Raw genomic sequence first — 23,580 nt, forward strand, 5'->3', positions numbered from 1 at the left:
ATTTCCTGCACAGTCTTCTTTTCATATTATTTTTTCAGATGGCTATCTAGGAATTTTAACATTGCATTGTAGAATTCGACTCTGTTCTCTTCGTTATGGAAACCGTGGCCTTCATTATCTTTCAGCATGTATTCCACATCAACGCCTCTTGCACGTAATGCTTCAACGATTTGATCAGATTCAGCTTTATTTACACGCGGATCATTTGCACCTTGAGCGACAAATAATGGTGTTTTAATTTTATCTACATGGAAGACAGGTGAAGCTGCTGTTAATAGCTCCTTATCCTTCTCTGGATGCCCTACACGCTCATAGAGCATTTCTCGCATTGATTCCCAGTATGGAGGGATTGTATCTAATAGAGTAAAGATATTCGATACACCTACATAATCAACTGCTGCAGCATATAGATCCGGTGTGAAAGTGATACCTGCTAAAGTTGCATAACCTCCAAATGAGGCACCGTAAATTCCGATACGTTTCGGATCTGCAATACCTTGGTCGATTGCCCATTGTACACCATCTGTAATATCATCTTGGATTTTGAGACCCCACTGCTTATTACCAGCCTCAAGGAACTTTTTACCGTATCCAGCCGAAGAACGGAAATTCATTTGTAGTACCGCATAACCACGGTTTGCTAGTAGTTGCACCTCAGGATTAAAGCCCCATATATCGCGCCCCCATGGTCCACCATGTGGATTGACGATAAGTGGCAGATTTTTAGCCTCTTTGTTTTTCGGTAAAGTTAAATAGCCGTTAATTGTAAGACCATCTCGACTTTTATATGAAATTGGATGCATTTCTGCAAGCTCCGTTGGGTTTAACCAAGAGCTTAATGTTGCCAATTCTTTCAATTCGTCTGTTGTTGAATCATAGTAATAATATTTACCGTAAACAGTGTCACTAGAAACATTAACAATGAATTTTGTCATTTCCTTGTTGTAATCATTAATAACTAGTTCACTTTCAGGAACACCTAATTTGTTTTGAATTTTACGGAATAGTTTTTCAAAGTCCTCGTCAAAGAATTGATAATGTATCTTATCTGTTACATAACCACCATACAATACTTTATCTTTCTCTGAATTATATAATACACCCATTACATCCACTTCTGAGTTGGACATAATTACTTCTTCTTTACCCTCTAAATCATATTTAACTACTTCTACTTTATCTCTTCCTTTATTAGAAGTCGCGAAAATATGTTTATTGTCTTTGGAGAAAGCAAGTGGCATTACTTCATCTCCTGCTTTCATTTCAATAAACGGCTTAAATTCATCTTTCTCTGAATCACGGTAAAGGATAGTTCCTTCTACACCATCAGAAGTAACTGCCATACGCACATTTCCATCATGATCTGCTAACCAGCTTGAAATATTACCTGGGTTTTTCGCAACATGTACAGTTGCTCCAGTCTTCACATTAAGCTTGTACACATCAAAGACTTTAGCATCTTCTTTATTCATCGTAATAAGGATCTCGTCTTTAACGCCCTGTAAATCACTTAATAGCGAAACTGTTACATTCGGATATGGCGTTAAATCCTTCTCCTCATTACCATTAAATGTTGTTGAATAAATGTGGAAGTTTTCATCGCCACCTTTATCCTTTAAATATAGTAAATTATCATCTTTCCAGAATGACCCGGCAATATCACGATCCGTTGAGCTAGATACACGTACTGGTTCACTATCATCATTCATTTTCTTTACGAACACATTTGAACGATTTTCCCATGCAGATTTATAAGTAATGTAATTTCCGTCTGGTGAAAGATGATAACCGACGCTTCCTGGGTTTTTCATAAAATCTTCGACGGAAATTTCTTTCACGCCTTCATTACTAACACCATTTTTCACATTTTTAGCATTGTTTAAAATTTTGACCGCATCTTGTTTAGTAACCGTTTCACTATTCGGAAGACCGTTAAATAAACCGAGCTTATTTGCTTTTTCTTGATACTCAGCAAGTGTTGTTTCTTTTTCTTCTTTATTTAAAGCTCTTACTAAAATACGTGCCGCTTCATCACGTTTAATATGGACACTTAGATCTTTTAATTCTTCACCTTTTACCCATTGATCAATCATCTGCTGACGCATTGACTCTGATCCATGTTGGAATGTTAGAGCTGTTACAGTTAAATTTAGGAATTCCTTAGCAGATAGACGTTCTTCTTTGACTTCTACTTGACTACTAGTTTCATTGGCAGCACGAACTTCCTGCATAGATACAGGAATGACAGCAGAAGTTGTTAAAATAACCGCTAATGATGCTGATAAAAATCTTCTCTTCAAAATGATTCCTCCTTATATAGGTACACATTTTAAAACTTGTAAACACAATGAAATTATACCAACTTTATCAATTTTGTCAATTATTGGTTCACATGATAAAAAGATACATCCTTTGATAGGACCTTACCTTAAATGATAAAAAAACTGTGCAAGATACTTCCTGCACAGTTTTTTCGCATTATTTTTTTAGATGGCTATCTAAGAATTTTAGCATTGCATTGTAGAATTCGATTTTGTTTTCCTCATTTTGGAAACCATGACCCTCATTATCCTTCACCATATATTCCACATCAACGCCTCTTGCACGTAATGCTTCAACGATTTGATCAGATTCAGCTTTATTTACACGCGGATCATTTGCACCTTGAGCAACAAATAATGGTGTTTTAATTTTATCTACATGGAAGACAGGTGAAGCTGCTGTTAGTAGCTCTTTATCTTCTTCTGGATTTCCAACGCGCTTATAAAGTTGGTTACGTAATGTATCCCAATATGGAGGGATTGTATTTAAAAATGTAAAGAGGTTAGATACACCTACATAGTCAACCGCTGCAGCATATAAATCTGGGGTATACGTAATTCCAGCTAAAGTTGCATAACCTCCAAATGATGCACCGTAAATTCCTATGCGTTTAGGGTCTGCAATACCTTGATCGATTGCCCATTGTACGCCATCTGTAATATCATCTTGGATTTTGAGACCCCATTGTTTATTACCAGCTTCTAAAAATTCTTTTCCATAGCCAGTTGAAGAACGGAAATTCACTTGTAATACTGCATAACCACGGTTTGCTAGTAACTGTACCTCTGGGTTAAAGCCCCAGTAATCTCGTGCCCATGGTCCACCATGTGGATTGACGATAAGTGGCAGATTTTTAGCCTCTTTGTTTTTCGGTAAAGTTAAGTAACCGTTAATTGTTAAACCATCTCGACTCTTATATGAGATTGGATGCATCTCTGCAAGCTCCTCTGACTTTAACCAAGGGCTTAACGTTGCCAATTCTTTTAATTCATCTGTTGTTGAATCGTAGTAATAATATTTTCCGTAAACAGTATCACTACCAACGGAAACAATGAATTTTGTCATTTCTTTATTGTAATCATTAATGCCTAGTTCACTTTCTTGAACACCTAATTTGTTTTGAATTTTACGGAATAGTTTTTCAAAGTCCTCGTCAAAGAATTGATAATGTGTCTTATCTGTTATATATGCCCCGTATAATAATTTATCTTTTTCAGAGCTATATAACACACCATTTAAATCTACTTCTGGGTTTGACATGATTACTTCTTCTTTACCTTCTAAATCATATTTAACTACTTCGACTTTGTCTCTTCCTTTATTAGAAGTTGCGAAAATATGTTTATTATCTTTAGAGAAAGCAAGTGGCGTTACTTGTTCCCCTTCTTTCATTTCAATAAATGGCTTGAATTCATCTTTCTCTGAATCACGGTAAAGAATTGTTCCTTCCACACCATCTGAAGCAACTGCCATACGTACATTTCCATCACGATCTGCTATCCAGCTAGTAATGTTACCTGGGTTTTTCGCAACATGTGTAGTTTTACCAGTCTTTAGGTTAAGCTTGTAAACATCAAAGACTTTTGCATCTTCTTTATTCATCATAATAAGGATTTCGTCTTTAACGCCTTTTAAGCTACTTAATAACCCAACTGTTACATTCGGGTAAGGTGTTAAATCCTTTTCCTCATTGCCATTAAATGTTGTTGAATAAATGTGGTAGTTTTCATCGCCACCTTTATCCTTTACATATAGTAAATTATCATCTTTCCAGAAGAATCCACCAATATCACGATCCGTTGAATTGGATACACGTACTGGCTCACTATCGTCATTCATTTTTTTCACGAAAACGTTTGAACGATTTTCCCATGCAGAAGCATAAGTTATGTAATTGCCATCTGGTGAAAGTTCATAACCAACATTCCCTGGATTTTTCATGAAATCTTCCACGGAAATTTCTCTCACACCTTCATTGCTGACACCATTTTTCACATTTTTAGCATTGTTTAAAATTTTGACCGCATCTTGTTTAGAAAGTGTTTCACTATTCGAAAGACCGTTAAATAAACCAAGTTTATTCGCTTTTTCTTGATATTCAGCAAGTGTTGCTTCTTTTTCTTCTTTATTTAAGGCTCTTACTAAAATACGTGCCGCTTCATCACGTTTAATATGGACACTTAAATCTTTTAATTCTTCACCTTTTACCCACGTATTAATAATCTGCTGACGCATTGTCTCTGATCCATGTTGGAATGTTAGAGCTGTTACAGTTAAATTAAGAAACTCCTTAGCAGATAGACGTTCTTCTTTGACTTCTACTTGACTGCTAGTTTCATTGGCAGCACGAACTTCCTGCATAGATACAGGAATGACAGCAGAAGATGTTAAAATAACCGCTAATGATGCTGATAAAAATCTTCTCTTCAAAATGATTCCTCCTAAATATCAGTTCATGTATATCGTTTACCGATATAGAGAAATTATAACAATTCCATCATTTTTGTCAATTATTGATAATAATTAAATAATATTGTCTTTTAAACCAGTAAAAAAGTGAACTGCTATGAGTTCACTTTTTACTAAAATTTCCTATTCGCTCCTCCACCAGCAGATGAGCCTCCTCCGAATCCGCCAAAGCTACTTCCTCCAGAGCGGCCACTGCCAAAGCCCCCACCAAAACCACCTGGATAACCGCCACGTCGACCTGAACGAGGCCCTCCGCCTCTACCATTTGATACAACAATTACTATGATAACAATTAAAATAATTATCCATGTTGGCATTCCTTCATTGTCAGTTGTATTTCCAGGCACTTCTCCATCCCAATCGTACTCTTGCGCGACATTTTGAAATACTTCCGCGTACGTTGCTTTAAATGCCTTATCCATATTTTCAGCACCTGCATTTGGATAAAACGCATCATCTAAAATGCGCCCCAGTTTGCCATCAGGTAATGCCCCTTCAAGACCTTGACCAACAGCAATAACAACATCATTATTGCCTTTCCCCTGCCCAAACGTTGCTAAAATTAACACACCATTATTTTTTTTGGCATCACCAATACCCCAAGAGCGGATCATTTTTGTAGCATACATTTTTGGTTCTTGACCATTAATATTATCTACTGTTACGACCATAATTTCAGCACCTGTACCTTTATCTAGCTGCTCTGAGTAACGATTGAGTTCTTCCTCCAGAGAGGCAGATAAAACATTAGCAAAATCATGAATATACGTATTTTTCATTGGTGTTGGCATTGCGGCATCTACCGTGCTAATAGATAAAATAAGTATGAAGCCAACAATGGCAAGTTGGGTCATCAACCGTTTCATTATTGTTTACCTGAACCGCTAAAATCTATAGATGGTGCCTTTTCAGCACCGGTAGCCGCTTTAAAGTATTCCTTCTGTTCAAAACCAAACATACCCGCGATTAAATTGCCTGGGAAACGTTTGACTGTTTTATTAAAAACCTGCACTTCATTGTTATAGTCTTCTCGGGCAACAGCTAATCGGTTTTCTGTCCCCGCTAATTCATCCATTAATTGACGGAAGTTTGCATCTGCCTTTAAATTCGGATAATTTTCTATAACTACTAGCAATCGACTAAGTGCTCCATTCAATGCATCATTGGCAACCGCTTGCTCATTCGGACTTTGTGCACTTCCCATTTGTGCACGTGCGTCTGTAATACTAGCGATAACTTCTTTTTCATGGTTGGCATATCCTTTTACAGATTCTACTAAGTTCGGGATCAAATCGTAGCGACGTTGGAGCTGATTTTCAACCTGAGCCCATTTCGAATCGACGCCTTCCTCAGCCGTTACAAGGCTATTGTATTTCGGTATAAATAGTAAAGACAATACAACTAAAATAATAACGATAATTCCGATAGGTCCAAATATTTTTTTCAACTTTAAAACCACCTTCGCTTTCTTTTAGCTATCACTCAAAATCAGAAACACTATATTGTTTTGGTGATGAGCCTTTCTTTTCCTTACCACTAATGTGCAACAAAAAAGCATCTCTATTCTACATATATGCAAACGCATTAATACCGTATGAAATTTGTCTAACGTGCCATACTTATTATGTAACAAAACTATGATATATAGGAGGCGCTTTTTTTGACACAATCGTTTCAAAATGAATCATCAAACCAAACATCATTCAACCAGCAACAAAGCCTAAATCATGGTGGACATGAAGTAATGGACATGCATGAAACAATTGGCGAAATTATTGCTGGAATGAATCAATCCATCTTTTTACGTCAACATGTTAAGGATCCGGAGTTACTTAGCATTTTGGATCGCCAATATAATTTCACATTAGGTATGTATAATACAATTGTGGAATCATTTAAAACAGGGCATGATCCTTCTGTACCTACAGGACGCTATCAAATGGAGACAGGAAATAATTTTAAATATGGATTAAATCCTGGCCAACCTAAAAAGCCTATGCAAAATGCAAGCGAGCTCAACGACGAAGCAATTTCTGGCTTCCTATTAGGTGCTCAAAAAGGGGCAGCAAAATGTATGACTGCTGCCGCAACTGAAACTACAAACCCTGTAGTTCGACGCGTTGTTGCTGATAGTATTCCCAACTGCATTGAAATGGCATACGAATTATCTATTTACCAAAATATGCATGGCTACTACCAAGTACCACAATATTCTCAACAAGATATGCATACGATGCTTAATTCGTTCGACACTACAACAAATCCCCTACATTAATAATAAAAAACAAGAGCAGCCCCATATGTGATGTATCATCACAAGGGGCTGCTCTTATTTAATCAACTATAAATTTTTCTTGCTCGTTTTGCCCATTACAAAAAGCTTCTCTCTTCAACCAATAGCCAAACACGATCTCTAGCTCCACAGTCAAAACCCATTGCATATGTTACTTTTTTTGCAAAAAAAAGAATCCCCTCAGAAAGGATTCTTTTTTTCGACTAGTATAACTAGTCTTCACGTACAGTATGTTCACTAAAAAATAATTTGGAGTTGTTGCTTTTTTGAAGGTTTGAAAGGAACAGATACGGGAATAATGCCTACTAGGTAATATTCCCATTAATTTCCCTCTCTTTCTCCACTAAGCAGGCTGCTAAACTACTTATTAGGAGAATTCGAGTTATAAAAATATATCAAATAATCAGTAAAATGGCGCCCTCGGAGGGAATCGAACCCCCAGTGCAAGAACCGGAATCTTACGTGTTATCCATTACACCACGAGGGCAATTGAGCACAAAAAAAAAGTACCCACTAGGCTTTACAAAAAGCATGATGTAGATAATCCTCATTTGAAGCATACCTGACAAAATAGTGTACTGTACTTTAACTTATGACCTTATTCATTATACAAACGTATTGCTCATAATTCAACTATAGAATGTAAAACATTTAAACTTTTTTTTATCTTTATTCAGTAAGTGTCAAAATACCTAGTAAATAAAATGTAGCCACCAGTGTATGTCACGCATTAGAAAGGAATTTAATGCATGGACTTCAGACGCATTATTTATCTACGTAAAAGCGTAGCGTTTGCTACAATTAACGCAAGGCGAAATTATTTTAATTTATTTCACTTTAACAGGGTTAATATTTGACCTTCCCTGACTATAATGTGTATGATAAGGATACAGCTGAATACGATGGAAGTTTTCAGCAAAAGTATTCGAATTTAGTTTTCCAAGGAGGATTTAACATGAATTTAATTCCTACAGTTATTGAACAAACAAGTCGTGGTGAACGTGCGTACGACATCTATTCACGACTACTAAAAGACCGTATTATCCTATTAGGAAGTGCAATTGACGACAACGTTGCTAACTCAATTGTTGCTCAACTTCTATTCCTACAAGCAGAAGATCCAGATAAAGATATCTTTCTTTATATTAACTCACCAGGTGGATCAATCACTGCTGGTATGGCAATTTATGACACAATGCAAATTATCAAGCCACAAGTTCAAACAATTTGTATCGGTATGGCAGCATCTATGGGTGCTTTCTTACTTGCAGCTGGTGAACCAGGTAAACGTTTCGCATTACCGAATGCTGAAGTAATGATTCACCAACCACTAGGCGGTGCACAAGGTCAGGCAACTGAAATCGAAATCGCTGCAAAACGTATTTTATTCTTACGTGAAAAATTAAACGGTATTTTATCAGAACGCACAGGTCAACCACTTGAAGTCATTGCTAGAGATACAGACCGCGATAACTTCATGACTGCTGAGCGCGCAAAAGAGTACGGCTTAATCGACCAAATTATGGATCGCAACGACCGTAAATAAAAAACGAAAGGCATCTCAGGTTTATTCCTGAATGTCTTTTTTATTTACTTTGACGGGTCCCCCTTGACTCGGCTCTTCTATCCACGATTTTGGTGTTTCTATCCACGATTTTGACTCTTCTATCCGCCACTTTGGCGTTTCTATCCACGACTTTGGCGTTTCTATCCACGACTTCAGTATTTCTATCCGTCGCTTTATCTTTTCTTTCTGCCACTTCACCCTTTCCTCCCATCGCTCCAACTCTACTACCCATCCCCTTAATCTTGTACAGGATAACATAGTCCTTCATTTTAAGTTGTACAAATATCCAACAAAAAATAGGACCTGCTTATTCAATGCGAAAGCGCAAAAAAACTGCCCAATATGTAAGTTTTACCTTTTGGACAGTTTCTACAATATGCATTATGTGTTTTATTAATCTTCTTTTTCGATTAGGGCTGCTAATGCTGTAACCGCTTGCTCAGCATCGTTACCATCACCGCTAAGGACAACTTCCGTTCCTTTTGCAATAGCTAAGCTCATAACACCCATAATGGATTTAGCATTTACTTTTTTCTCGTCTTTCTCAAGAAAGATATCTGCGCTAAAGCGATTTGCTTCTTGTACAAATAGCGCAGCTTGTCTAGCTTGTAGTCCTAATTTTAATTTTACATGGACTCTTCTCTCGGTCATTCTTAAAACTCCCCTTTACTACCGTTCATCTTATTATTTTTATCTTACCTTACTTACTAGCAAAAGAACAACACGTACCTGAAAAGTATGAAAATTTAGCCACCAATTTTTTCGCCACTTCTTAATGCATCGGCAATCTCATCAATTTTCCGTAAACGATGATTGACACCTGATTTACTAACCGTTCCACTTGATACCATTTCACCAAGTTCTTTCAGTGTTACATCTTGATATTCTACTCGTAATCGCGCTATTTCACGAAGTTTTTCTGGTAATTGATCGAGACCTATTGAATTTTCAATAAATCGGATATTCTCTACTTGACGTAATGCGGCACCTATTGTTTTATTTAAGTTCGCTGTTTCACAATTAACAATGCGATTAACACTATTTCTCATATCTCGTAATATGCGGACGTCTTCGAACTTCATCATTGCTTGATGAGCTCCAACGATATTAAGGAAATCAGAAATTTTTTCAGCTTCTTTTAAATAAGTTACAAAGCCTTTTTTTCGTTCAATTGTTTTTGCATTTAGCTCAAATTCATTCATCAAATCCATTAAAGCCTCGCCATGTTCTTTATATAATGAATAAATTTCTAAATGGTAGGCTGATGTTTCTGGGTTGTTGACAGAGCCTCCAGCTAAAAATGCTCCTCGTAAATATGCTCTTTTTTGGCCACCCTTTTTAATGAGCTCGCGAGAAATAGTATGATTAAATTGAAAGTCGTCTGAGATGATTTCTAAATCAATTAGTAGCTCACGCGCACCTTCTCTAACACGGCAAATGTATACGTTATTTTTTTTCAAACGCATTTTTTTTCTAACAAGTAACTCTACATTATATGGATACAGCTTTTTCATAATCGTATAAAGTCTTCTTGCGATTGCAGCATTTTCAGTTTGTACGTCTAAGCTTAACTGCTTATTAGCGAAAGATAATGAACCATTCATACGAATTAGGGCAGATACTTCTGCTTTCATACAATGATTGTCCGCTTCTATTTGAGTTAATTCCTTTTTCGTTTCAGAAGCAAAAGACATATCACGCCCTCCTTTCAACCTTTTGTTCTATGTATATGCCATCTTATCATATACAATAAGCGCTTTATAATTCACTAACTTTTTGCCTCATAGATTTTTACGTAATCTACAAGCCATTCCGCAACATTTGCCGCATTATGACGAACCATTCCATCAGGACGAATCGTGGCAATATCTCGTTGAATTACCTCTAATCGCATACTTTCGAGCTTGGCAACGTCGAACATTACTGGCTCAGCACACTCTTCCTTATAAAGCTCTTTTACAGGATGAGGAAGCTTTACATCATTTACTAAAATTGAATCAATGAAGGCATCTCCAACATGGTCATATATAGCTTTAACATGATCACCGGCTGTATAGGAAATGGTTTCACCTTTTTGAGTCATTAAATTACAAACGTAAATTTTTCTTCCTTTTGCCTTTATAACAGCTTCTCCAATTTCTTTTACAAGAAGGTTTGGAATGATACTCGTATATAAACTTCCCGGACCAATTAAAATATAATCGGCACGATTGATTGCTCGAATAGCCTCTGGTAGCGGTTGCACGTTATCAGGCACTAAAAAAACTCGATTAATTCGTTTTTTAGCCAAGGGAATTTTAGATTCACCTTCAATGATAGAACCGTCCTCAAGTTCGGCATGTAAATTTATCTTTTTATTAGCTGCTGGTATGACGCGGCCATGCACCTTTAAAACCTTCCCCATTTCACTAATAGCATGGTTAAAGTCACCAGTAATATCTGTTAAAGCTGTCAGCATTAAATTACCTAATGAATGACCACGTAAATCTTCCGATGCTAAAAATCGATATTGAAACATTTGCTCTACAAGCGGCTCAACATCCGATAACGCTGCGATAACATTACGGACATCACCGGGTGGTGGAATATCATAGTCATCTCGTAAGCGTCCTGAAGAACCACCATCATCTGCTACTGTAACAATTGCAGTAATATCAAATGGGTGATGCTTGAGGCCTCGTAGCAGGGTAGAAAGCCCTGTGCCACCACCTATTACAACAAGCTTTGTTCGCTTCTTTCCCATTTACTCAATCCTTTCTACGATTGATGTCACGATGCGCAATAACGGTATTTTCCTTCCCAGCTAAATATGCCCCGAAATATTCCGCTAATGTTACTGAGCGATGCTGTCCTCCAGTACATCCAAAAGCAATGACAAGTTGTGATTTGCCCTCTTGTCTATAAAGTGGAATCATAAATTCAAACAAATCCGTCAGTTTTTGAATGAGTGTTTGCGTATCCTCAAGTGCTAGCACATAAGAAGATACCTCGGTTTGTAATCCTGTTTTATGACGTAACTCCTCTACATAATATGGATTTTTTAAAAAACGGACATCAAACACTAAGTCGGCATCGATCGGCATACCATGTTTAAATCCAAAAGACATAATATTTACTGAGAATATATTATTGGCATCATTTGCAAATTCTTTTGCGATTTTTTCACGTAGCTCTTTTGGCTTCATATTAGATGTATTATAAACAAATTTAGCGCGTCCCTTTACTTCCGATAAAAGATTACGTTCTCGTTTAATGCCATTTAATAGCAATCCATTTGCAGCCAAAGGATGTGCACGTCTTGTTTCCTTATAACGTCTAACTAGCGTTGCATCATCTGCATCTAAAAATAAAATTCGTGCAACTATATCGCCTTCTTTAAGCATATGGTCGAGGGCGCCAATAAGAGAATCAAAAAAGTCGCCGCCACGCATATCCATGACAGCTGCTATACGTGTAATATTTTTACCCGAATCCCTTAGTAGGGTTAAAAATGTTGTGAGTAACGCTGGTGGTAAATTATCAATACAGTAATACCCTAAATCTTCAAAGCTTTGAATAGCTACTGTTTTCCCAGCTCCAGACATTCCTGTAATAATAACTAATTCATGTTTACCTTTTAGGTCTTCAACCACCACTGTCATGCAGCTCCTTTATTGTTCTATTGATATTTGTATTTTCTCATGAAGTAATTCAAAATCAGTCGTATATTCAAATGTACCGTACTGAATGCCTGATTGTGAGATAGCAAATTGTAAGTTTGTTCGATCACCTTCAGCCATTGGCAAATGTTTCAAGTCCTCTACTGGGTGCCATGCGAGTTTGCCTTCTCTAGTTTCTTTAAACGGTATGCCTTCTATATCCTTTGCAACAAACGTATAAAGCATCCATTCGTCCACTACCACATTGTTTTCTTTAATAATCATCGTATAAACACCCTTTAAATGAGCATTTATAGGTGTGACATTTGTTTCTTCTTTAAATTCACGGACAGCAGCCTCATAAATCGACTCACCACTCTCCATTTTACCGCCAGGAGCTACATACCAGCCACGTCTCGGCTTCTGAAGTAATAATACTTGATCGTCTTTTATGGCTATTAAATTTGCAATTCTTTGCATAGGCACACCTCTAATCACTTTTACGTTCTTCCTTTTATTATAGCAAGACTAAACAAGGTTTGTCCTCAATTCTAAACTTTAGGCGCATTGCAATTTTACTTCACCGATACATGTGTGGAAACCTATTTTTTAACCTCTATTCAAGCATATGAAACTTTGCCACAAAAAAATTCAAAATTTCCGCTTACAACAAAAATAGGTTGCTCCACCTTATTTGGCGGAAACAACCTACTCAACAAAATAAAAGGGGGATTGCTAATTACACTTTTTATCTTACACCTTTTATATGTCATTCAAGTTACAACTATATTAAGACCGTATTAAATTTGTATATTTTTCCTTAAAAACTAATCAAGAGGATCATACCCATAACGTGGGTGATGATCCATTCGAAAAAACTTTAGGAGTGCTCCATTTTAAGCATTAATTTTTTCTAATAATTCTTCCACATAATGCTGTACCGCTTGTGCTGCAATACTTCCGTCACCTGTTGCTGTAACGATTTGACGAAGTGATTTTTCACGTACATCACCAGCTGCGAAGATACCTGGTACTGTCGTTTCCATATTATTATTTGTCAAAATATAACCAGCATCATTTAAAATACCTAGAGACTCAAATGGTTTTGTTAATGGAAGCATACCAATGTATACGAATACGCCATCAGCAGCAAAATCAGACTCTGCACCATCTACAGTTGATTGTAATGTTACACTTCCAACTTTACCGTTAGCCTCATTAATTTCTTTGACTGTTGCATTCCAAATGAAATCAATTTTTTCGTTAGCAAAGGCACGATCTTGAAGAATTTTTTGTGCACGTAATTTATCACGACGGTGCACAATAGTTACTTTATCAGCAAAGCGAGTTAAATAAACGCCTTCTTCAACAGCTGAATCCCCGCCACCTACGACAACAAGATTTTTTTGCTTGAAGAATGCACCATCACATACTGCACAATAGCTGACACCACGACCACCAAGTTCTTTTTCGCCAGGCACACCCATTTTTTTATATTCCGCACCTGTAGAAATAATAATTGCTCGTGTTTTATATTCTTTAGCACCTGATTTTATTGTTTTATATTCCTCACCATCAATAATTTCAGTTACATCGCCATACGCATATTCTGCCCCAAATTTCTTAGCATGGTCGAACATTTTTGTTGATAGCTCAGGCCCTAAAATTGTATCAAATCCAGGATAGTTTTCTACTTCTTCTGTATTTGCCATTTGTCCGCCAGGGATCCCACGTTCAATCATTAAAGTTGAAAGGTTGGCACGTGATGTATAAACAGCCGCAGTCATACCAGCCGGACCTGCACCAATAATTACAACATCATAAATTTTTTCTTCTGACATAAATACTTCCCCCTAAACAAATACTTTTTTACCTTCATTCAGTAGATGCACAAACACCTACTGAATGTAGATAATGCCTCGGACGCAGCCAAGACTCCATTGATAATAACTTCAGTATGTTCATCGTATGTGAAAGTAAAAAGTTATTCAACTATGTTGCTCAAAGTCTAATTATTCGTACTTGGTAAAAACATTAAAATTTCATCAATATACTTCGATAAAGTTGACACGGATACTCCGTATTGCTGAGCTATCTCTTTTTTTGTCACCTTGAGATTACGAGAAGAGCGGAATAAATAGTCATTTGCTCCTGCAATAGCCGCTGGATTTGTGAAACGATAATTGTTTATCAATGCTTGCTCACAAAGTACAAACCACATTTGGAACATCGGTGCAATTAATGTCGTCAGCTTACCATACTGTTCAAGTAAAATTTCTGACACACTTACTGCTCGTATAAAGCTAGCCTCTACTTTGTTTTTCATATCAAATTGATGTCCTAGTGCATAAGCTAGGAACAGCTTTTCATACGCATTACATTGGTCAACATCTATCCATTTGGGATGTGCGATAATTTCCTGTTTATGCGCTGTACAACTTAGTAAAAATAACCCAAATATGCGTTCACTTGTATAATCGCTCTCCAGCTTCTCCACAATATAATCACGGTCGTGTTCTAATGCATCCAGTGAATATGTGTTTTCTTCTTGGCGCCAAGGTTCAAAGCCTTCTTTTTCAGGATCTAGCTCAAGTAATTTCTCCCATGCACTCTTTGATATTTCTTCATGTCCTGAGAAATAAGCTGCATGAGATAACCAAAAGTAAAAGCCAGCATCGCCTACATAGCCTCTTTTTTGCATGCTACGCAACCATTTAAATGCTAATTCATATTGTCCAACGAGCGCTAATGTTGCACCCAACTTATAGCGATGTTCCCATAAGTATGGCTGAATTTTCACAAGTACTTCTAAAAGATCTTTTAAATCTTCTTCATTTTTTTCATAGTACGCGATAACCGTTAAATTACATAGTGCATGTAAATTCCCTTTATTTTCACGTAATACATTGTTTAGAAGCACCTTCGCCTGTTCTGCTTCACCAACATAAAAATAGGCAAGGGCTAAGTTGTTATAAGCTGACCAAAAATCTGGTCTATCTTCAATTAACTCTTCTAGCATATTAATAGCTTCAGGGAAATCTCCCTTTTCCATACAACGTCTTGCTTGCTCCTGCCGATATAAATCTTCAGCAGAACCTTCAAGCTCTTCAAAGTCATCCTGCTCAATATCAACAAAGTCTAATATCTCAGCAGCTTCATCAGCATAAGCACCCTCTGGCTCTATTTCTAAATATTGCTCTGCAAAGCGTTTAGCATCCTGTATAATACCGATACATCCTGAAACCTCTGCCATGTAAAAAATAATTTCCGGATTTTCTTTATCTATCTGATAGGCACGACGAAGAAGATCATACGCTTCCTCGAAACGTTGACCCTCTAACTCTACTATCGCTAACTGCAATAAAATCATTGGATCATCAGGACTTAAATCAACTGCTCGCTGTAAATATTTATAGGCTTTATTCATTTGTCCGCTATTCATTGCTTGAATTGATTTTTTATAATAATAGTCGCCTGTTGGAATGAACGACACTATATTCGTTTGATTCTCTTTTTGACGTTTCTTTTCCAATACATTTCCTCCGAAACAAGAAATAAGGAACGTATCATACGTTCCTTTACACAGTAACTTCTATTATAACATACAATAAGCAATATGCCGTTATTTCTCCTCATGACGTTTTTCTAACACATGTAACACGTCATAAACGCTTACTTTTTGCTCTTGTAGTAACACGAGTAGATGGTAAATTAAATCGGCAGCCTCCCATTTTACTTCTTCTGTATCGCGATTTTTAGCACCTATAACAACCTCAGTTGCTTCTTCTCCAACTTTTTTACAGATTTTATCGATCCCTTTATCGAATAAATATGTAGTATACGCCCCTTCTGGCATCTCTTGCTCACGCTTCGCAATAACATTGGCAAGTTTAGAAATAATCTCAACAGATCCGACCTTGGCATTTTGCTGAATAATTTCTGTAAAGCAAGAAGTTGTTCCATTATGACAAGCTGGGCCAGCAGGAATTACTTCCACGACTAATGCATCACCGTCACAGTCAGCTTTAATTGATACAACTTTTTGTGTATGACCACTAGTTGCCCCTTTGTGCCAGAGCTCTTGACGTGAACGTGAGTAGAACCATGTTTCTCCCGATTCAAGTGTTTTTTCTAGCGATTCTTTATTCATATACGCTACAGTTAGTACTTCTTTTGTATTCGCATCTTGTACAACTGCAGTGACAAGACCTTTTTCATCAAATTTAATGCTGTCCATCATCTTACTGCCACTCCTTTTTCACGTAAGTACTCTTTTACTTGTGCTACGCTCGTTTCTTTGTAATGGAAGATAGATGCGGCAAGTGCGGCATCTGCATCGACATCTTCAGCTAACACCTCGTAAAAATGGTCAGCATTCCCTGCACCGCCACTTGCAATAACAGGAACTGTCACAGCTTCTCTCACAGCTTTTGTTAAGGCTAAATCAAAACCTGATTTCTCGCCGTCCTGGTTCATACTCGTTAATAAAATTTCACCAGCACCTAAGCGAACCGCTTCCTTTGCCCACTCAGTTGCCTTCCATGTTGTTTTGTTTCGGCCTCCATGCGTATACACCATCCATGTAGCATCTTCCTTACTAAAGCGGGCATCAATAGCGACAACAATACATTGTGCGCCAAAAAAATCAGAACCTTCTTTAATCAGCTCCGGTCGCTCTAATGCAGAAGTATTCACGGATACTTTATCAGCACCTACACGTAAAATGCGTTTCATATCATCTAATGTCCGGATTCCACCACCTACTGTGAATGGAATGGCTAATGTAGCTGCAGTTTGTCGGACGACATCCACCATTGTTTCACGACCTTCATGTGATGCCGAGATATCTAGAAACACAAGCTCATCTGCCCCTTGCCCATCATAAAACTTCGCAAGCTCTACTGGGTCACCCGCATCACGTAATGACACAAACTGTACACCTTTTACAACACGTCCCTCTTTCACGTCAAGACATGGAATAATGCGCTTTGTTAACATGAGGCCACCCCCTCCAACCACTCCTTTAATAAATACATACCTAGTTCACCTGACTTTTCGGGATGGAACTGCATGCCCGTAATCGAGCGATTCGAAACAATGCCAGGAACTTTAATACCATGGTAATTCGCATAAGCGACGAGCTCCGTTTCATCAATATCTGTCGCGTAAAATGAATGCACAAAATAAACATGTCTTGCCGTCCCTTCACCCTTTAACCATGAAGGTCGCTCTGTTACTACGAGCTCATTCCATCCCATATGCGGTACTCGGTACTTCTGCCCTGCATTGTCACCACTAAATCGTTTAATGCTTCCTTTAAAAAAGCCTAAACCCTGCGTAGTGGTCACTTCTTCACTTTGCTCGAATAATAATTGCATGCCTAAGCAAATTCCGAGAAGTGGTCGATTTTCAGCTTTCACCTTCTGTAAATATCGATCTAAATTCGTTTCAGCTAAACGTTTGATGGCATCTGGAAATGCCCCAACACCAGGAAGCAACAGCGCATCTGTTGCATCTAGCTCAGTCTCGTCAGATGTGACAATGACCTCACAGCCAAGACGTTTTAAGGCTTGTTCAACACTAAATAAATTCCCCATTCCATAATCAAGAACACCTATTTTCACGTTAACAGCCCCTTAGTCGATGGTACACCTTTCACACGTGGATCAATTTCTACCGCTGCGTCAATGGCACGTGCTAATGCTTTAAAAATAGCTTCGATAATATGATGAGTATTTTGTCCGTAAGGTACGATGACATGAACATTCATCCTTACCTCAAGTGCAAACTTCCACAAAAATTCATGTACTAATTCAGTATCAAAACTACCGACCTTTTCCTTCAATGGTGGCACACGATATTCTAAGTGCGGACGATTCGAGCAATCCACAACGACCTGTGCAAGCGCATCATCCATTGGCACAAATGCTGTCCCGTAACGCTTTATTCCTTTTTTATCACCGAGCGCTTCACGAATAGCTTGGCCTAATACAATTCCGAGGTCTTCTGTTGTATGGTGATTATCTATATAGGTATCACCTTTCGCTTGTATCGTCCCATCAAAAAGCCCATGTTTGATAAATAAATCAAGCATGTGATCCATAAAGCCAACACCCGTTTCAATATCCGCCTTTCCTTCACCATCTAAATTGATGGCAACCGAAATTTGTGTTTCATTGGTTGTACGTTCAACTTTTGCATATCGTTTCTTTTCAGTCATAGTACTACTCCTTTTCCCATCCTCGCGATTCGACTGCACGGGCATGACCCTCTAAGCCTTCCATACGTGCCAGACGTGCAATTTTCGGTGCATTTTCTGCCCAAGTTTTTTCACTATAAAAGACGATGCTCGATTTTTTCACAAAATCATCAACGTTTAAACCACTTGCAAAGCGTGCCGTGCTATTCGTTGGTAGAACATGATTTGTCCCTGCAAAGTAATCACCCACTGGTTCTGAGCTATAACGACCGATGAAAATACCACCTGCATGTCGTACTTGCTCCGCTACAGCCTCAGCATTTTTTGTGACAATTTCTAGATGCTCAGGTGCTAGCGAATTAATCGCATCTATGGCATCTGCCAACGTATCGGCCACATAAATGGCACCAAAGTTTTCTATCGATGCTCGAGCTACCTCTTCACGCGGTAAAATCGTTAATTGCTTCTCCACCTCATCGGCTACTTTTTTAGCCAATTGTTCAGAAGTCGTTACTAAAATGGCACAAGCCAATTTATCGTGCTCCGCCTGTGATAAAAGATCGGCCGCGATTTCATCAGCAAATGCTGTATCATCCGCTAGCACTGCAATTTCACTTGGGCCTGCAATCATATCAATTGCTACCTCACCAAATACTTCACGTTTTGCTAATGCTACAAAAATATTTCCTGGGCCTGTAATTTTATCAACGGGAGAAATTGTCTCTGTACCATATGCAAGAGCCGCAATCGCCTGAGCACCACCGATTTTATATATTTCTTCTACCCCTAAAATATGCGCTGCCGCAAGTACACCTGGAGGTAATTTTCCATCGCGACCTGCTGGAGATGTCATCACAATACGATTGACACCAGCAACTTGTGCAGGAATCACATTCATCAAGACCGAAGACGGATATGCTGCTGTACCGCCTGGAACATAAAGACCTACTGCATCGAGAGCAGTAATTCGTTGTCCAAGCCATGAACCATCTGCAAGCTCCATGCGATAACCTGAACGCTTTTGCTGCTCGTGATAAAGGCGAATATTTTGAGCGGCTTCTGTTAAATCAGCATAAAGCTGTTGATCAATTGTTTTAGCGCCCTCTTCTAATTCTTCCTTCGTTACGCGTAAATGATTAGGGGCAAAACCATCCCATTTTTCAGTATAAGAACGTATGGCTGCGTCACCTTGTGCACGAACATCTTTCAATACTTGGCGTACAACCTTTAACTGTTCTTCATTTCCACCTTCCAGTGGTCGTTTTAAGGAAATACCTTTTTCTAGCTTTACTATTTTCATAGGATTAATCTCCTTTAAATCTAGGTATTCATATAGGTGCCCCTTCCAAAGGAGGCTTAATTTATTTAACACATTTCTTTAAACGTTTCACGAGATCGATAATACGGTCACTCTTCATGCGATAGCTTACAGGGTTGGCAATTAATCGTGATGATACGTCGGTAATAAATTCATATTCCACTAAGCCATTTTCTTTCAGCGTACGACCGGTTGAAACAATATCGACAATTCGATCTGCTAAGCTAATCATGGGTGCCAATTCAATCGAACCATTTAGCTCAATAATTTCAACCTGCTCGCCAATACCCTTATAATATTTCATTGCAATATTAGGATATTTTGTCGCTATTCTTGGTGCAATTTCATTCATTGTCGTATTAGGTAAGCCTGCTGAAGCTATATAACAAGTACTTATTTTCAAATCCAGTAACTCATGCACTTCGCGTTGCTGTTCTAACAAAACATCCTTCCCAGCAATACCAATGTCCGCTACACCATGTTCAACATACACAGGCACATCCATTGGCTTTGCTAATATGAAACGAATTTTCTCTTCTGGAATTTCAAGCATTAATTTACGGGACATTTCGACTTCTTCTGGTAAATTAAAGCCGGCTTCTAAAAGCATCTCGTATGCTTCGTCAAAAATGCGTCCCTTCGGCATAGCAATCGTTAATTCATTCACCGTCAACGTCCCCCTGTCCCACAATCACTACTTCTGTGAAGTGTGCTAAAAATGCTTCTTCTTCAACAAGGCTACTCCTTAACTGCAAGGTTGCCTGTTTACCAGCTGCTCGTAGCGTTTTTACTTTTACAATTGCCTCTTCAAATTGTTCTTCCTCAAATAACACGACAGTAGCTTCTTGTCGTTCAACAGACTGCCCATCCAGTGTTTCTAATAAGCGATCAACGCGAATACTAAATCCTGTAGCACCTACTTTTGACCCAAATACCTCCAGTAATCCGTCATAGCGTCCCCCATTGCCTAATGGAAAACCACTGCCGGTAGCAAACACTTCGAATAACATGCCTGTGTAATAGCTCATATGACTAGAAAGTGTAAAATCAAAGGCTACATAATCAGCTAAGTCTGCAATTTCAAGTAGTTTAGCGAGCTGCTGCATATATTCTAATGCGTCATTTTTCCGTACGTATTTTTCAATATCTTGAATTTCTTTAACATGCATAGCTTCCTCAATAAATTGCAGTAATGCATCGGATTTTGTTTTAGGTAAATCAAATGATTCCACCGCTTCTTCAAATCCTACATAATTACGTGACACAAGGAGTGCTCGCAGTATATTTTGTTGTTCTACGCTTTCTGTATAATCTTGTAAAATACAATTTAATATACCTGCATGACCGATCGTCATTTTAAAATTCACTAATCCAAAATGCTTTAATAACTCCATAGCTGTCACAATAACTTCAGCATCAGCAAATACAGAATTGTCTCCAATTAACTCGATCCCCATTTGTTCAAATTCTGCCGGACGCCCACCTTCCGCTTCCTGTGCGCGAAAGACGCTAGCAAAATAAGCGAGACGTACTGGGATCATCTCTTTTAATAGTTTTGAGGTTACCACGCGTGCAATCGGTGTTGTCATATCAGGTCGTAATACTAAAGTGTTGCCTTGACTATCTACTAATTTGAATAAATGCGCATCGGCTATTGCAGATGCTTTACCGACTGTATCGAAATACTCTACTGCAGGTGTTTTAATAAATTCATAGCCTCTTCGGCATAAAAAGTCTCGTCCAGTATTTCTAACAGTCTCTACCTTTTCGAATATTTGCGGAAATGTATCGCGCATTCCAAGTGGTTTTTCAAACATTTTAATCGACGACATTTTGACACTTCCTTACGATTCACTTTAACTCACTAGAGTGCTAGAGAATTAGATTATGAAAGAATTCTAACTTATTTCTTCTTTTCCGTCAATGCAACTCCGTGAAATTATCGAATAATTTCAATACTGATTATTCTGTTAATTATACTTAAAAATAAAAAAATTTAAACTTTAATCAACAGAGTAAGCTTTTTCCTTCTTAAACTAATAAATCTTTAGACAAAAAAACTGTGCGTAGTGAGGGCTAGCACAGTTTAAGGTATTGAAAAATAAAATCGTCAAGGAAATCTATATGAATTTTATGGCGAGTGATTTCCGTTCCAGGTTACTCGCTTTCCAGTGGGCGAGCGTCGAGCCGCTTCCTCCGCTAAAGGAACAAAGGCTAAATGCGTCACGTCCTGTGACAATGCCTTCGTGACCAACATCATGTTGGCCTCAGGGTCTCGCCTGTCTCGCCTTCCCACGGGAGTCGAGTAGCCTTCCACTCCAATCAGCGATAGTGTAGAACCTTTATAAGTTTTATTAAAAAATGAACACCATGACTACTCCCTTAATCGAACAGAATAGACTTCACTTTGCATAGGAAACACTTGTTGCAAAAGTTTCGTTTTATCACTATACATCAGAGTGACATTTCAAAAGATACAAACTTAGTAGTGGACGTTTTGCCGAATTTAATATGATCCCTTCATTTCACAATACCTTTTCAAAAAAAACTGTGCACAGCAAAGCTTGCACAGTTTCGATGTTTTTATTTTTTTGGCGTGCACCATTCTACTACTTCATTGCGTTTTCGTTCCGCCATCTGTTCAGCTGAATAAATAATTTGCATAGGATTGCCACCTGCTAGACAGCCTGCTGGCACATCCTTATGTACAAGGGTTGCAGCAGACACGATCGCACCGTCACCTATCGTTACACCTGGTAGTATCGTTGAATTAGCACCAACCATTACTTCATTGCCAATACGAACATCCCCTAGACGATATTCCTCTATTAAATATTCATGCGCCAAAATTGTCGTATTGAAGCCTATAACGGTATTGTCACCAATGTGAATACGTTCCGGAAACATTGTATCTGGCATAACCATTAAAGCTATGGAAGTTTGTTCACCAATGTCCATTTTTAAAAAAGTTCTATACAACCAGTTTTTCACACGTAAAAATGGTGTGAAGCGTCCAATTTGAATGACAATGAAACACTTCATCACCTTCCAAAAGGACACCGTGTCATAAATATTCCAAAGCGAGTTTGCTCCTTCGACACGATAGCGTTCTGTTTTACGTGCCATTTACTTACCCCGCTTTCACAATTTCAAATAAATCCGTCATATGATGCAACATATATTCCGGTTTGAATTGCTGTAAGTATTCCTCACCTTTAAATGCCCATGCGACACCAGCTGTTCTAACTCCAGCGTTATGTCCTGCCTCAATATCATGGGAATTGTCACCAATCATAATGGCCTCTTCCTTGTTTACTCCAAGGCGTTCAAGCGCAAGCAAAACAGGCTCTGGATTAGGCTTTACATTTTTAACATCATCCGTGCCAATACGGATATCAAATAAATGACTTGCTCCTAGTACAGATAATCCACGGTCAATCATCCCATTACGCTTTGTAGACACAATCGCTAATTTGATGCCCATATCCTTTAATTGCTCTAAAGTTGAGACCACATCAGGATATTGAGTGACAAGCTCATCGTGATGCGCTTCATTATATTCACGATACTTTGTAATCATTGCTTCCTCTTCACCAGGAGCAATGTCACTAAATGTCTGTTTTAGGGATGGTCCAAGGAACTTTAGGCAATCTTTTGGCGAATATTGCCCGGGAAATCGCTCGTTTAAAACATGCATAAATGTTTGAATGATTAAATCATTTGTATTGAGTAATGTACCATCAAAATCAAATAGTAATGCTTTTACAGTCACTT

23 protein-coding genes and 1 tRNA gene are annotated in these 23,580 nt (G+C 38.1%); 2 read left to right on the plus strand and 22 right to left on the minus strand.

What is annotated here, in order from left to right:
- Positions 1-26: 26 nt before the first annotated feature.
- The 4 genes from AC3WSO_RS20400 to AC3WSO_RS20415 all read right to left on the minus strand — a co-directional run bounded on the left by AC3WSO_RS20400 (position 27) and on the right by AC3WSO_RS20415 (position 6,238).
- On the minus strand, positions 27-2,300 hold the full coding sequence (locus AC3WSO_RS20400; protein WP_492533271.1) for a S9 family peptidase: 2,274 nt from the start codon (positions 2,298-2,300) through the stop codon (positions 27-29).
- A gap of 178 nt (positions 2,301-2,478) precedes the next feature.
- Positions 2,479-4,752: a S9 family peptidase gene (locus tag AC3WSO_RS20405; protein WP_492533273.1), complete on the minus strand. Its 2,274-nt coding sequence runs from the start codon at positions 4,750-4,752 to the stop codon at positions 2,479-2,481.
- A gap of 152 nt (positions 4,753-4,904) precedes the next feature.
- Positions 4,905-5,657 carry a TPM domain-containing protein gene (locus tag AC3WSO_RS20410; RefSeq protein ID WP_492533275.1) on the minus strand — a complete coding sequence of 251 codons (753 nt, stop codon included), beginning with the start codon at positions 5,655-5,657 and terminating at the stop codon, positions 4,905-4,907.
- Positions 5,657-6,238 (minus strand): LemA family protein, encoded by a 582-nt coding sequence (locus AC3WSO_RS20415; RefSeq protein WP_492533277.1) that lies wholly within the window; start codon positions 6,236-6,238, stop codon positions 5,657-5,659. Before AC3WSO_RS20415 ends, AC3WSO_RS20410 begins: the two co-directional genes overlap by 1 nt.
- Positions 6,239-6,451: 213 nt before the next feature.
- Between AC3WSO_RS20415 and AC3WSO_RS20420 the strand changes: the two genes are divergently transcribed.
- Entirely contained in the window at positions 6,452-7,066 is a 615-nt protein-coding gene (locus tag AC3WSO_RS20420; RefSeq protein WP_197141590.1) for a spore coat protein, read from the plus strand.
- Positions 7,067-7,496: 430 nt separating this feature from the next.
- Here the strand turns inward: AC3WSO_RS20420 and AC3WSO_RS20425 are convergent.
- Positions 7,497-7,571: transfer RNA gene (locus AC3WSO_RS20425), tRNA-Arg, on the minus strand.
- 468 nt (positions 7,572-8,039) lie between these two features.
- Between AC3WSO_RS20425 and clpP the strand changes: the two genes are divergently transcribed.
- Positions 8,040-8,630 (plus strand): ATP-dependent Clp endopeptidase proteolytic subunit ClpP, encoded by a 591-nt coding sequence (gene clpP / locus AC3WSO_RS20430; RefSeq protein WP_079563765.1) that lies wholly within the window; start codon positions 8,040-8,042, stop codon positions 8,628-8,630.
- A 21-nt stretch (positions 8,631-8,651) separates the two neighbouring features.
- On the opposite strand, the gene AC3WSO_RS20435 is transcribed toward clpP, so the two are convergent.
- The 17 genes from AC3WSO_RS20435 to ppaX form a co-directional block, all read right to left on the minus strand.
- Complete coding sequence (locus AC3WSO_RS20435; RefSeq protein WP_492533278.1) at positions 8,652-8,849, minus strand: hypothetical protein; 198 nt, start codon at positions 8,847-8,849, stop codon at positions 8,652-8,654.
- A gap of 195 nt (positions 8,850-9,044) precedes the next feature.
- On the minus strand, positions 9,045-9,302 hold the full coding sequence (locus AC3WSO_RS20440; protein ID WP_053485816.1) for an HPr family phosphocarrier protein: 258 nt from the start codon (positions 9,300-9,302) through the stop codon (positions 9,045-9,047).
- A 95-nt stretch (positions 9,303-9,397) separates the two neighbouring features.
- A complete protein-coding gene (whiA, locus tag AC3WSO_RS20445) occupies positions 9,398-10,345 on the minus strand; it encodes a DNA-binding protein WhiA (RefSeq protein WP_079563766.1) in 948 nt (315 codons plus the stop codon).
- A gap of 74 nt (positions 10,346-10,419) precedes the next feature.
- Complete coding sequence (locus tag AC3WSO_RS20450; protein ID WP_492533280.1) at positions 10,420-11,394, minus strand: gluconeogenesis factor YvcK family protein; 975 nt, start codon at positions 11,392-11,394, stop codon at positions 10,420-10,422.
- 4 nt (positions 11,395-11,398) lie between these two features.
- On the minus strand, positions 11,399-12,292 hold the full coding sequence (rapZ, locus tag AC3WSO_RS20455; protein ID WP_079563768.1) for an RNase adapter RapZ: 894 nt from the start codon (positions 12,290-12,292) through the stop codon (positions 11,399-11,401).
- 9 nt (positions 12,293-12,301) lie between these two features.
- A complete protein-coding gene (locus tag AC3WSO_RS20460) occupies positions 12,302-12,769 on the minus strand; it encodes an 8-oxo-dGTP diphosphatase (protein WP_492533282.1) in 468 nt (155 codons plus the stop codon).
- A 416-nt stretch (positions 12,770-13,185) separates the two neighbouring features.
- Positions 13,186-14,130 carry a thioredoxin-disulfide reductase gene (trxB, locus tag AC3WSO_RS20465; RefSeq protein ID WP_492533284.1) on the minus strand — a complete coding sequence of 315 codons (945 nt, stop codon included), beginning with the start codon at positions 14,128-14,130 and terminating at the stop codon, positions 13,186-13,188.
- A 167-nt stretch (positions 14,131-14,297) separates the two neighbouring features.
- A complete protein-coding gene (locus AC3WSO_RS20470) occupies positions 14,298-15,821 on the minus strand; it encodes a tetratricopeptide repeat protein (RefSeq protein ID WP_492533286.1) in 1,524 nt (507 codons plus the stop codon).
- Positions 15,822-15,911: 90 nt separating this feature from the next.
- On the minus strand, positions 15,912-16,529 hold the full coding sequence (hisIE, locus tag AC3WSO_RS20475; protein WP_492533288.1) for a bifunctional phosphoribosyl-AMP cyclohydrolase/phosphoribosyl-ATP diphosphatase HisIE: 618 nt from the start codon (positions 16,527-16,529) through the stop codon (positions 15,912-15,914).
- Complete coding sequence (hisF, locus tag AC3WSO_RS20480) at positions 16,526-17,287, minus strand: imidazole glycerol phosphate synthase subunit HisF (RefSeq protein ID WP_492533290.1); 762 nt, start codon at positions 17,285-17,287, stop codon at positions 16,526-16,528. Before hisF ends, hisIE begins: the two co-directional genes overlap by 4 nt.
- Positions 17,281-17,913, minus strand: coding sequence for an imidazole glycerol phosphate synthase subunit HisH (gene hisH / locus AC3WSO_RS20485; protein ID WP_492533291.1), 633 nt, complete (start codon positions 17,911-17,913; stop codon positions 17,281-17,283). Before hisH ends, hisF begins: the two co-directional genes overlap by 7 nt.
- Positions 17,910-18,509, minus strand: a complete 600-nt coding sequence (gene hisB / locus AC3WSO_RS20490) for an imidazoleglycerol-phosphate dehydratase HisB (RefSeq protein ID WP_492533293.1) — start codon at positions 18,507-18,509, stop codon at positions 17,910-17,912. The genes hisH and hisB overlap by 4 nt, the downstream gene beginning before the upstream one ends.
- Before the next feature lie 4 nt (positions 18,510-18,513).
- On the minus strand, positions 18,514-19,788 hold the full coding sequence (gene hisD / locus AC3WSO_RS20495) for a histidinol dehydrogenase (RefSeq protein ID WP_492533295.1): 1,275 nt from the start codon (positions 19,786-19,788) through the stop codon (positions 18,514-18,516).
- Positions 19,789-19,849: 61 nt separating this feature from the next.
- Positions 19,850-20,473, minus strand: coding sequence for an ATP phosphoribosyltransferase (gene hisG / locus AC3WSO_RS20500; protein WP_386831538.1), 624 nt, complete (start codon positions 20,471-20,473; stop codon positions 19,850-19,852).
- Positions 20,466-21,638: an ATP phosphoribosyltransferase regulatory subunit gene (locus tag AC3WSO_RS20505; RefSeq protein ID WP_492533297.1), complete on the minus strand. Its 1,173-nt coding sequence runs from the start codon at positions 21,636-21,638 to the stop codon at positions 20,466-20,468. Before AC3WSO_RS20505 ends, hisG begins: the two co-directional genes overlap by 8 nt.
- 751 nt (positions 21,639-22,389) lie before the next feature.
- Positions 22,390-22,932 (minus strand): acyltransferase, encoded by a 543-nt coding sequence (locus AC3WSO_RS20510; protein WP_492533299.1) that lies wholly within the window; start codon positions 22,930-22,932, stop codon positions 22,390-22,392.
- Positions 22,933-22,936: 4 nt separating this feature from the next.
- Entirely contained in the window at positions 22,937-23,578 is a 642-nt protein-coding gene (gene ppaX / locus AC3WSO_RS20515) for a pyrophosphatase PpaX (protein ID WP_492533301.1), read from the minus strand.
- Positions 23,579-23,580: the final 2 nt, after the last annotated feature.

The organism is Lysinibacillus sp. EB106-09-02-XG168, assembly GCF_058791475.1.